Below are 11,272 nucleotides of genomic sequence, written 5' to 3'. Positions count from 1 at the left end.
TCTAAGATTTTTCTTGGACTGTGCGTAAGTCCTCATTTAGTTCTGCACATTGCATTGTTGATGTACAGATAATAAAGTACATTCCCAAACTAAACGAGGTTGGGCATAAACTAAAAGTGCCTTACGTGCTTGTTCTAGCTGCTGAATAATTCCTGGTTGATGCCATTTTTGCCAATAAGAATGTTGCAGGTAATCAATTAACCATAGTTGTGATTCTGTATCTAAATCCTTGTCAATTGTTTTAGCTAGTTCTAAAGCATGGCGGGCAGATTTTGGGGCTGTACTGAGGTGTGTAAGTAACTCAGAAGGAATAACTTGTAATTGTTCATAACAGGCGATCGCATTTCCGGGACTACCAGCCGCTATACTCAACACAGTCGGATGCTGCAAAATTTCTGGATGATTTGTTTGCAGTAATACCTGAGTTAAAGCTGCTGTATCTAAACAATAAAAAGGAATCTTTTGACAGCGTGAAACCAAAGTTGGCAAAACCGACTCCGGCGCAGGTGCAATTAAAATAATTGTTGCTTGTCCTGGTTCTTCTAAAGTTTTTAGTAGTGCATTTGCGGCTGGTTCCGCCATTGTTTGCGCTTCTTCTAATACCACCACGTTTCTTGGTGCTTCTAAAGCTGGACGACTAAGAAACTCTGTAATTTCCCGAATTTGTTCTAACCGAATTAAAGGCGGTGCTTTGCGCTTCAATTTTTTTTTCTGCTGCTTCGGCGGCTGTTAATCTTTGCCCTTGATATTGATATGTTGGCTGTACCCACAACAAATCAGGATGATTTCCTTGACGTACTCGATTCTGCACCGACGCAACCAAATGTGTCTCAACTGCACTAGAAAATAAGAACTCGACAAAACACCGAGCCGCTAAACTTCTGCCTACACCATCTGTTCCCACAAACAAATAAGCTGGTGCAACTCGATTTTGTCTCACAGCCTCAGTGAGTAATTCTATAGCTTGCTGTTGTCCAACAAGTTGTGCAAATGGATTGTTACTCATTAGTCAATTGTAAATTGAGCCAGCTTGCTTTGATGGAGACACAAATTTTTCTGTAATGGGGTTTGGGTGTGCATCACCTGTTTAAACTTGCAAGCGTTGGCGCAGAATTTCTTGAATTAAACTACTGACAGTTTCTTTACTCAAACTACCATCAACTCGCACAATGCGGGATGGATGCGCCGCAGCTAACTGGCTATATCCTTGTTGAACACGGCGATGAAAAGCGATGGTTTCTTGTTCAATGCGGTCTAAACCTGCTGCGTCGCCACGTTTGCGGCTAAATCCCACCTCAACATCTACATCTAACCAAATTGTCAAATCACTAGTTAAGCCAGATGTAGCAATATCGTTGAGTTTTTCAATTAAACTCATATTCAAACCCCGACCGTAACCTTGGTAAGCAACGGTAGAATCAATGTAGCGATCGCATAATATATATTTTCCCGCTGCTAAATTGGGTTTGAGTTCTTGTTCAACATGCTGGGCGCGATCTGCTGCATATAATAACAATTCCGTTACATCTGCAACTGGTTTATCCTCCGACTTCTCCAACAATAAACGCCGCAAATGTATACCCAACTCTGTTCCCCCAGGTTCACGAGTGACAATTACTGAAATACCCAAACTTTCTAGCCACTGACAACAAAGCTGCATTTGGGTTGTTTTTCCGCAGCCTTCCACACCTTCAAATACAATTAATTTGCCACTCATGCTAGTTTACCGAAAATATGAGTTTGAGGTTCCTCGCCCTTTAAAAGCGACTTTGTTTAATTTAGGGTAAATCTGGGAACTTTAGCCTCCAATTTTTTGTAAAAGAAGACATACTTCCGCTTGCTTCCGCCGATTTGTACTAATAAAAAAAATTGCCTATCTCATACCAATTCACTAAAATTCTGATACAGATCCAAACCCAGAAACCCTTGTCAAGTCAGGATTTATCAATTGCGTTAGCGAAGCGGTAGCGAGCCTGCGAGCGTCATTGCGAATTGCGAATTGCGAATTGGTATCAAGAGTTGGTGTCTACCCTCGTAAAGTTTACTTAGGAGTGCATTATGCCGCGTAAATTTGGAGAAATTGCTTTTACGCCAGAAGTTCAAGCCGCACAGTTAAAAAGGGGTTCGCGGCAAACTTACGAACGCTACATTGCCAATGGCCCAGCTAATGATTCAATTACCCCACAAATTGCAGAATTTATTGCTCATCTTGATGGATTTTATTTAGGAACAGTCAGTTCTAATGGCTATCCATATATCCAGTTTCGCGGCGGAGCGCCTGGCTTTCTCAAAGTCATAAATGACAAAACCTTGGGCTTTGCTGACTTTTCTGGAAATGTGCAGTACATCACAGTCGGTAACTTATCAGGAGAAGCCAAAGCATTTATATTTTTAATGGATTACCGCCATCGAAAACGTATCAAAATCTGGGGAACCGCCGAATATATTGAAGGTGATGCTGTTTTGATTGAACAACTCCGAATCCCCGACTACCCAGCAGAAATTGAACGAGCAATTCTGTTTCATGTCGAAGCCATGAGTGAGAATTGTCCCCAGCACATTCCTATTCGCTATTCTATGACTGAAGTTGAAGCAATGATGGCTCCTTTACAAGCGCGAATTGCCGAGTTAGAGCAGTTATTAAGGGAAAAAAAATTCTCCATCCGATTAAAGGAGAAACTCTCAGAAGTGGTTGGTTGTGATTTTCCCACACCAAAAGCTTTGCGGTATATGTCTTCTGCTGTCGCTAAAACATCCTACGTATATTTCCAAAATAAAATATGAGTCTTATCTAAAAGACTCATATTTTTAAAAATTGGGTAAGTATTCACATAGAATTAATTACACACATCCTCTTACTATTCCCTACCTCCTGCCTCCTGCTATAAGTTGCATAATTTTAAATTTTTCTGCCAATATGAAAAGCCGAGATATATGAAAGTTGTAAACTCCCACCAAATTCATTATTAATTCGTTGACTTAATTCCGAAAATAACGCTTTTTTAATATCTGGCTCTAATTTGAGATAAGGAGAATAAGTATTGAGCAGCGTTAAATATTCATCGGTGCTATAAACTACCTCAGATTTAACTTGCCCAAACTGAATATCTTGAAATTTTCCTGAATCAATTAATATATTGCCAAACTCTTGAAATACTTTTTGTTGCGCTTCCCAATCTTCATAACGGTCAAGGGATGGCGCGTGTTTTTGATAAACTGCCGACAAGCTTTGATAAACTTCATAACTAGGTTGTAATTCCTTATTCCAGAATAAAAGTAAATGACCGTTTGCTTTTAAAGCACTTGCTGCTTTGGGATATCCTACCTCTGCTGGTATCCAGTGGAAAGAACTAGCAGCTAAAACAGCATCAAACTGTTCAGATTGCAAACTCCATTCTTCAAAAGATGTATTTTGAATTTCCACATTTGGATATGAGAGACAATTCTGTTGAGCTAATTCATAAAAATCTGGATTTGGTTCTAAACAAAGCATTGAATAACCTAATTGAGCAAATGAAATTGTTGCTGTTCCAGGGCCACATCCTACTTCCAAAATTCTGGAATCTTTAGTTAATTGGGAAATTTGGATAACTTGTTCAATGAAATCTTGGGGATAACGAGGTCTAGCTTTGTTATAAGCCTCGGCTGCTGGCGAGTACCAATTTTTCCTCACTTCCAAATCTTTTTTTGCAAAGCTGGCTATTGTTTGTTTGAGGTTTTCCATAATTTATTTAATTAGAAGTAAACTGATTATTTAAATTTACTTAAAAAATTGAGTATAGCTTGAGCAACTATTTCTGTGGATTCAATTAAACAGCCATGACCACCATGTTCAATCACTTGTAGTTCAGCTTGAGGAATATTTTGAGCAAGTTTTTCAGAAAATGCTACAGGCGTGAGAATATCTTGTTTACCAACCATGACTAAAGTTGGACAATGAATATTTTTAATTCTCTCTGTTGTGTCATGATTAATAATGGCGCGGCTTTGATGGTAGATTCCTTGTGTTGTCGGGGCAAAAGGATAGTTTATTGCCCATTCAATTAGTTGGTCTACCATTTCTGGGATAGCATAAAAATTATCAGTAAATATCCAAGGTAATATTAGCTTTTCATATAACATTAAATCTATTTTCCCGGCAAGATTACCCCAAGTCTCAATTAAACTATTAAATCGCTCATTACCTTTAGCTAAAGAAGAAAGTAAAATTAAATTTTTGACTTTTCCAGGATACAACAAAGCTAATTCTTGGGCGATTTGACCACCCATTGAATGACCGATTATATGTGCTTGTTTGAGACCAAGAATGTCTAGTAGTGCTGCGGTATCTTGAGCCATTTCTTGAGTGCTATAAGGACTATTAGGAATAGAACTTTGACCGATACCTCGGTTGTCAAAACGAATAACTTGATACCGAGAAATTAGGTGTGGCAATAATAGCGACCAATAAGTGCGATCGCACATAAAGCCTGCAATCAACAACACAGGTTCGCCAGTACCTTTAACTTCGTAAAATATGTCAATTCCGTTAACCTGAACTTTGGGCATTACTAATTCATCATAATTGGCTTTACAGCAGCTTCAAGAACTTGAAATCTGCTTTAAGTTATTCTCCCAGATAATTGCTTCTTCTGAAATTGCAAAATTGCCAATCTTCCTGAATTCACACCCATAAAATCAAAAAATGTATAAGATTTAGCATTAAATTAAAACACGTACTTTTCCTCAACTTTGTATAATTTCAAAAATATTCAATCTTAAATTTATTAACCTTATGCAGAAACAATGAAAACTAGTAATTGCGAAATTTTACGGAAGACTTACGTAGAAAAAGCAGGATAGGTTAATTGAAAAAAAGTAAGTAATATCAACAACTTAAAATTCAGCGTTCAGCCCAGGTAAATCGGATTGTGCAGAAGACAAAAATTATAGCCAAATCAATAGCTTGGCTCAGTTTTTGTTTACCAATTTTCCTAATTTCTTACGTAAAAGGAGGTAATAGTTATCAAAGCTGCTGAATATTCCACCCTCAAACCTTACCTGGCATCTAACATTAATGCTGACTTAGATGCACAAAGCATTTTAACTTATCCCATCTCGCAAAAAACCTTGGCAATTGAAGCTAATAGTTATTACTTTGGGCATCCTGAATGGGCAAAAAACTACTTTGAAGCTTGTCACCGTAGCGATATATTCAAATCTCTCTGGCAAGCCGCCACGGGTAGTTGGGATGACAAAATTGTAGTAGACATTGGTTGCGGCCCTGGTAATCTCTTTGCCACACTAGGCGGTAAACCAAAATTACTCATTGGTGTGGATGTGAGTTATGGCGGACTAGAAATGGCGCAAAGTCTTGGCTATGTACCTGTGTTAGCAGATGCACATAACTTGCCTTTTATCTCTGATTTTGCTGATATTGCGGTGGTAAATGCCACTTTGCATCATTGTGATCAGATGGATGTGGTTTTAGCAGAAGCAGCGCGTTTAGTTCTTCCTGGGGGAATTTTAATCACCGACCATGATCCTCATCGCAGTGCTTGGAATTTTCAAGGCTTGGGTATGTGTTTATGGCAATTGCGTTTAGGACTTTACCGATTAATTAAACGCGGTGGTCATGCTTCAGCCGATGAACAAAACTGGAGACTAGCCACCGAAGTTCATCATCTTCCAGGGGATGGAGTCACAACAGAAATGTTTCCCAGAACTTTAGAACCCCTGGGGTTTACTGTAAAAACTTACCCTCACAATCATCAGTTGGGTACAGAAACTTTTGAGGGTAATTACGGTCAGTCAGAATGGAAGTATCGCTTGGCTCAATGTTTGTCGGGGATAAATCCCAATTCACCACAAGCAGCCTTATCGCTGATGTGTGTTGCTACCCGGCATACTGGTGAGGCAAGAGGCTAGTACAACAAGGCAAAAGTAAAAAGTCAAAATATTTATCCTCTAACAATCTTAAGCAATGAAAGCTTTTATCCCTTACATCGCTTTTTTGGGACTGAATGCTAGTTTACTGGCGTACACTTCTAGTTTGCAAGCAGTCACTCCTCGTAGTGAAAAATTTATCGCTTTAGGTACAGAACCTTTTTGGAGTGTAACTGTTAGTAAAAATGGCATTGTTTACTCTTCGCCGGAGGTGAAAAAACAAACATTCCCTTATGTCCAACCTCTAGCAGCCCAAGGTCGCCCTGCGGATTTGGTTAGAGTTTACCGACTCAGGGGTAACAATACATTGATTTTACAAAAAGTTAGTGCTTGTAGTGATGGAATGTCAGATAAAAACTACCCTTACTCGGCTGTTTTGATATTGGGTAATAAAGTGTTAGAAGGTTGCGCCCAAAAACAGTAATCTAATCACATAAAGCTAAATCAAACCAGAAAGTTGTCCCTATGCCAACTTCACTAACCAAGTGAACTTTACTACCATGTCTTTCCACAATATTTCTGACAATTGATAAACCCAAGCCCGTACCTTCTAAAGTGTGGACTCGGTTTTCGACGCGGAAGAAGCGGTCAAAAATGGCTTGCTGGTCTTCGGAAGCAATACCAATACCAGTATCAGCTACTTCCACGCGCACACGGGGAGATTGATTTTGGGAATGGGGTTTGGGATCTAATTGGTAGGCGCGGAGAGCAACTTTACCGCCAGCTTTGGTAAATTTCAGAGCATTTCCGACCAAGTTAGCTAAGACTTGGAGTAACAAATCATAATTACCCATGACCAGCGGTAAACTAGGGGCAACTTCTTGAATGAGTTCAATACCTTTATCTTTAGCGTTGAGTTGATAAGTCCGCAGGGTTTGTTCGATGGCTTGGGCGAGGTCTACACCATCAAAGTTGTAACTGCGACCAGATTCTAACTTAGATAAGTCTAAAACATCGTTAACCAAACGAGTCAGGCGATCGGTTTCATGGTTAACGGTTTTGAGAAAATCTTGACGCTGTTCTATACTCAAATCTTCGCCGTAGTCGTGCAGAGTTTCAATAAAAGATTTGATATTGAATAACGGTGTCCGCAGTTCGTGAGAAACGTTGCTGATAAATTGGCTTTTGGCTTCGTTGAGTTCTACTTCCCGTGTAATATCTTGTACAGTAATCGCAATTCCTTTAATACTTTCCCGTTGTAAATTAAGTACCGTAGTTAATAAAATCCGAATGGTGCGTTTAGTTGGTTGGTTAAGATGAATGCGGAACTCAGCACTGTCGCATTCACCCGCAGCCATTTCGTACAAGGGACGGGTGATTTCCATCTGAATGGCTGGTGGTAATTGATGCAGGACATTACTACCAACTACATCATGACCGTCCCAGCCGAAAATCCTTCTGGCTGTGGGGTTGACTAAAATTACCTGCATGTTGTTATCAATCAACACAGCACCATCGGCGATAGTAGAAACTAAAGTTTCGAGTTTGGCTTTTTCGGCAGTTAGTTCCTCAATATTTTGTTCTTCATAGCGTTCTAGACGCTCTGCCATATCATTAAAACTAAGGATTAACTCTCCGAGTTCACCGCCTAGGGGTAAATCGATGCGCTGCTTAAAATTCCCGGTGGCGATTTGTTTGACACCAACTAGCAGTTCTTTAATCGGCTTGGTGATGGTTAAAGCATTAATTACCCCTGCCAAGATCACCATTACCCAAATTGTGATAAACACGGCGATGGTAACATCACGGGTAAAGTTAGTAGAAATAACTGCCGTTTGGTTGGGGTTGATGCCAATAGCCAAAACACCCAAGTATTTTTTGTTGACGATGAGGGGGACAAATACATCCGTGACAATGCCATCTGGGGTGTTATGTTGCCGCACCATTGGCTTATCGTCATTACCAGGGTAATCTTCTGGTAATTGTATCCGCCGCTCAATTGTCAATAAAGAGTTTTCCACCTCTGGTTCCCAAAAGGGAATCCCGAAAAAGATTTTGCCGCCTTCGTCAGCGTAAAGCATATACCTCACGCTGGAAGTACTGCTATAAAATCTTTGGGAAAATTGGGCAATCTCAGTGAGATTATTTTCTGCAATGAGGGGGGTAACGTTAGCAGCAAGCAGCAGTCCCAAGTCGCGGCCGAATCGGGTGTCATTCAAACGTGCATCTTGCTGAATTGTATTTACAGCCCAAAAGGTCAGACCACTCATCACCAAAGAAACCACCAAAGTGGCAACAGCTAACAGCTTAGTTTGGAGGGTGAAATCTGACCACCAATTGGCGATCGCTTCTCGGATTGTTTTTAACAGAGCTAACATTTTTAATCAAGTTGTTAGTAGTTTTTGTGATAAACCCCAACAACTAAAAAATTAACAGTTAATTTGCCCAATGGGGTAGGGGTTAGAGGTTAGGGACTAGGAGTAGGGAGTAGGGGAAAAGTTTTTTACTCAGCACTCAGCACTCTATGACCAATGTCTCTCCTATAATATATTCCTTCAAACTGAATAGATTTCAGCCCTGTGTAAGCTTGGGCGATCGCTTGTTGAAAGTTTTCGCCTGTGCCTGTCACATTCAATACTCTTCCACCATCAGTTACTACTTGCTGTTGGTCGTTTAATTTTGTCCCGGCATGAAATACGGTGACTTTGGCTGTTTCGGCTGCGTCAATGCCTGTAATGACTTTGCCTTTTTGATAATCCCCTGGATAACCGCCAGAAGCCGCCACAACTGTAGCTGCTGCGCCACTGTGCCAAGTAATAGGGACTGCGGCTAAACGCTGTTCGACACAAGCCAGAATTAAATCTAATAAGGGTGTGGCTAATAACGGCAAAATTACCTGAGTTTCGGGATCGCCAAAGCGGCAGTTAAATTCCAACACCTTAAAGTCGCCTTCTGGGGTAATCATCAAACCGGCGTACAGTACACCCCTGTAGTCTATACCTTTGCTGCGGAGAGTGGCGATCGCTTTTTCTAACACATCTGTTTGCACCCTGGCCATTAACTCTGTTGTAGCAATAGGCGCTGGACAGTATGCGCCCATCCCGCCAGTATTTTCGCCTGTATCACCTTCCCCGACTCGCTTATGGTCTTGTGCTGGCAGTAGGGGGCGAATGGTTAACCCATCAGTCAAAGCCAACACCGATACTTCTTGCCCAAATAAACATTCTTCAATAACCACAAACTCACCCGCACTGCCAAACTGCCCTTGAAAAATCGCATCAATGGCACTTGCAGCTTGTTCTATTGTGGTAGCAACTATTACACCTTTCCCTGCCGCCAAGCCATCAGCTTTCACAACTATCGGCGCACCTTGTGACTGCACATAAGATTTCGCCGCCGCCGCTTCCGTAAATACCGCAGCTTTAGCTGTAGGAATCCCAGCTTCTTGCATTAGTGCTTTTGCCCAAGCTTTACTGGCTTCAATTTGCGCCCCCGCTCTAACAGGGCCAAATACCATTAGTCCTTGCGCTTGCAGGTAGTCTGTAATTCCCTTCGCCAGTGGAACTTCTGGCCCCACCACTACCAAAGAAATGTTATTTGCTAAGGCGTATTGGCTGATTCCCACAAAATCATCCACAGCCAAGGGCAAATTCTGACAATCTGCCAGATTAGCTGTACCGCCATTTCCCGGTACACAGACGACTTGCTCAACTTGCGGGGATTGCAATAATTTCCATGCTAGAGCATGTTCACGCCCGCCGTTACCTACAACTAAAACTTTCACTGATTTCCTCTTGCGTGCCTTGTGACACGAGAACAGTCTAGGCAGTCAAAAGTCAATTTTTAACTTTTGCACCATTGACAGTGGTAGCCAGATTGCCGCCATGCTGTACTAGAACTACTCGCGGATCAATTTTTCACTAATTTAGGTACTGATGCAAGTCCTGAGTTTAGGGGCTAGTACAACAAGGCAAAAGTCAAAAGGAAAAAGGAAAAAGAAAGAATACAGGACTTACGCAGTTTAGGGGCTAGTAGAGACTGTCTTGATAGTCAAGACAGTCTCTACGCCAGAGGTGATTTTCTATGTTGAAAATTAAATTATTATTAGAAAATCTCAATAATTATACGTAAGTAATTTTGCGATATTGAGATGATTAATCTAAACATTACTGCTAAATGATGACGTTTATACAAGATAAGTATTAACCTGTGAATATTGCAATCATGGAAATATAAAAAAACGGGTCAAGAGGGAATATGGCTAAAATTATTGTGACGGGAGCAGCAGGTTTTATTGGTTCTCATGTTGCAGAAGTACTGCTAAAACAAGGAGAAGAAGTAATTGGGATTGATGAGTTTAATGATTACTACGATCCGATATTAAAACGTAAGAACATTGCTCTTTTAAACTGCTGGTCTAACTTTAAATTAATTGAAGGAAATATTCAGTTTTTAGATTGGCAAAATTTACTCCAAGATGTAGAAATTATTTATCATCAAGCAGCCCAAGCCGGAGTTAGGGCGAGTTGGGGTGATGGTTTCCGTGCTTATACTGAACGGAATATTAATTCGACACAAGTTTTATTAGAAGCAGCTAAGGATGCAAAACACCTGAAAAGATTAGTGTTTGCTTCTACATCCAGCGTTTACGGTGATGCGGAAACTTTACCCACCCACGAAAGTATTTGTCCCCATCCGGTTTCACCTTATGGTATTACCAAGTTAGCCGCAGAAAGGTTGTGTGGACTTTATCAGAAGAACTTTAATGTGCCTGTTGTGGCATTGCGCTATTTTACGGTTTATGGGCCGAGACAGCGCCCAGATATGGCATTTCATAAATTTTTCAAGGCTGTTTTGCAGGATGAAGCTATTCCGATTTATGGGGATGGACAGCAAACACGGGATTTTACGTTTGTAAGTGATGTTGTGGCGGCAAATTTGGCGGCGGCGAGTGCAGCAGAGGCTGTAGGTAAAATTTTTAACATTGGCGGTGGTAGCCGAGTTGTGTTAACTGAAGTATTAGATACAATGGCGGAAATTGTCGGTCAGCCGATTAAGAAAAACTACATTGAAAAAGCAATGGGAGATGCACGCCACACGGCGGCGGATATATCCCAAGCGCAGAAAGTTTTGGGGTATCAGCCGCAAGTTTCGCTGCGGGAGGGTTTGGCACAAGAATGGCAGTGGGTGAAGGGATTATATTAAATGAGCAAGATTTGGATGTAGTGCGATCGCATTTTAGGAGTAAAAGTCACAAATCTCTGAAAACTCCAGCGATCGCTTTTTTGGAGATATGCGATCGCTGTATCTTAGAATCACCGATTTGTGAGTTGAGCCTACAATATAAAAAAGTAAATTATCTGTAATTTCTCTGGAAAAGCTCAATACTCAAACGAGAACTGCTATA

The 11,272-nt window shown here is 40.9% G+C and carries 10 protein-coding genes and 1 pseudogene; 5 read left to right on the top strand and 6 right to left on the bottom strand.

From position 1 onward, the window contains the following. Positions 1–36: 36 nt before the first annotated feature. Both holB and tmk read right to left on the bottom strand, forming a co-directional pair. A pseudogene (gene holB / locus ACX27_RS19360) lies at positions 37–1,006 on the bottom strand (DNA polymerase III subunit delta'). A gap of 81 nt (positions 1,007–1,087) precedes the next feature. Continuing rightward, positions 1,088–1,717 carry a dTMP kinase gene (gene tmk / locus ACX27_RS19355; RefSeq protein ID WP_062295032.1) on the bottom strand — a complete coding sequence of 210 codons (630 nt, stop codon included), beginning with the start codon at positions 1,715–1,717 and terminating at the stop codon, positions 1,088–1,090. A 341-nt stretch (positions 1,718–2,058) separates the two neighbouring features. Between tmk and ACX27_RS19350 the strand changes: the two genes are divergently transcribed. Beyond that, entirely contained in the window at positions 2,059–2,784 is a 726-nt protein-coding gene (locus ACX27_RS19350) for a pyridoxamine 5'-phosphate oxidase family protein (protein ID WP_083468779.1), read from the top strand. A 115-nt stretch (positions 2,785–2,899) separates the two neighbouring features. Here the strand turns inward: ACX27_RS19350 and ACX27_RS19345 are convergent, their stop codons facing one another. After that, a complete protein-coding gene (locus ACX27_RS19345) occupies positions 2,900–3,724 on the bottom strand; it encodes a class I SAM-dependent methyltransferase (RefSeq protein ID WP_062295031.1) in 825 nt (274 codons plus the stop codon). 26 nt (positions 3,725–3,750) lie between these two features. Then, complete coding sequence (locus ACX27_RS19340) at positions 3,751–4,548, bottom strand: alpha/beta fold hydrolase (RefSeq protein WP_062295030.1); 798 nt, start codon at positions 4,546–4,548, stop codon at positions 3,751–3,753. A 561-nt stretch (positions 4,549–5,109) separates the two neighbouring features. Between ACX27_RS19340 and ACX27_RS19335 the strand changes: the two genes are divergently transcribed. Both ACX27_RS19335 and ACX27_RS19330 read left to right on the top strand, forming a co-directional pair. After that, positions 5,110–5,907: a class I SAM-dependent methyltransferase gene (locus ACX27_RS19335; protein WP_235526266.1), complete on the top strand. Its 798-nt coding sequence runs from the start codon at positions 5,110–5,112 to the stop codon at positions 5,905–5,907. 55 nt (positions 5,908–5,962) lie between these two features. Then, positions 5,963–6,349: a COG3650 family protein gene (locus ACX27_RS19330; RefSeq protein ID WP_062295028.1), complete on the top strand. Its 387-nt coding sequence runs from the start codon at positions 5,963–5,965 to the stop codon at positions 6,347–6,349. A gap of 1 nt (position 6,350) precedes the next feature. Here ACX27_RS19330 and nblS read toward each other — a convergent pair whose 3' ends face one another. Next, positions 6,351–8,243, bottom strand: coding sequence for a two-component system sensor histidine kinase NblS (gene nblS, locus ACX27_RS19325; RefSeq protein WP_062295027.1), 1,893 nt, complete (start codon positions 8,241–8,243; stop codon positions 6,351–6,353). A gap of 125 nt (positions 8,244–8,368) precedes the next feature. Then, positions 8,369–9,649, bottom strand: a complete 1,281-nt coding sequence (gene purD, locus ACX27_RS19320; RefSeq protein WP_062295026.1) for a phosphoribosylamine--glycine ligase — start codon at positions 9,647–9,649, stop codon at positions 8,369–8,371. Between the two features lie 473 nt (positions 9,650–10,122). Between purD and ACX27_RS19315 the strand changes: the two genes are divergently transcribed. Beyond that, positions 10,123–11,070, top strand: a complete 948-nt coding sequence (locus tag ACX27_RS19315; RefSeq protein WP_062295025.1) for an NAD-dependent epimerase/dehydratase family protein — start codon at positions 10,123–10,125, stop codon at positions 11,068–11,070. Further along, positions 11,043–11,231, top strand: coding sequence for a hypothetical protein (locus ACX27_RS31840; RefSeq protein ID WP_144427487.1), 189 nt, complete (start codon positions 11,043–11,045; stop codon positions 11,229–11,231). The genes ACX27_RS19315 and ACX27_RS31840 overlap by 28 nt, the downstream gene beginning before the upstream one ends. The last annotated feature ends 41 nt before the right edge of the window (positions 11,232–11,272 follow it).

The organism is Nostoc piscinale CENA21 (assembly GCF_001298445.1).
GTDB lineage: Bacteria > Cyanobacteriota > Cyanobacteriia > Cyanobacteriales > Nostocaceae > Nostoc_B > Nostoc_B piscinale_A.
This window is presented reverse-complemented; position numbering and strand designations above follow the sequence as displayed.

Bases quoted from the DNA above. Each gene is read 5' to 3' on its own strand.
- ACX27_RS19330 (WP_062295028.1), top strand. From the start codon at position 5,963: ATGAAAGCTTTTATCCCTTACATCGCTTTTTTGGGACTGAATGCTAGT.
- tmk (WP_062295032.1), bottom strand. From the start codon at position 1,717: ATGAGTGGCAAATTAATTGTATTTGAAGGTGTGGAAGGCTGCGGAAAA.
- ACX27_RS19350 (WP_083468779.1), top strand. From the start codon at position 2,059: ATGCCGCGTAAATTTGGAGAAATTGCTTTTACGCCAGAAGTTCAAGCC.
- ACX27_RS19340 (WP_062295030.1), bottom strand. From the start codon at position 4,548: ATGCCCAAAGTTCAGGTTAACGGAATTGACATATTTTACGAAGTTAAA.
- ACX27_RS19315 (WP_062295025.1), top strand. From the start codon at position 10,123: ATGGCTAAAATTATTGTGACGGGAGCAGCAGGTTTTATTGGTTCTCAT.
- ACX27_RS31840 (WP_144427487.1), top strand. From the start codon at position 11,043: ATGGCAGTGGGTGAAGGGATTATATTAAATGAGCAAGATTTGGATGTA.
- ACX27_RS19345 (WP_062295031.1), bottom strand. From the start codon at position 3,724: ATGGAAAACCTCAAACAAACAATAGCCAGCTTTGCAAAAAAAGATTTG.
- nblS (WP_062295027.1), bottom strand. From the start codon at position 8,243: ATGTTAGCTCTGTTAAAAACAATCCGAGAAGCGATCGCCAATTGGTGG.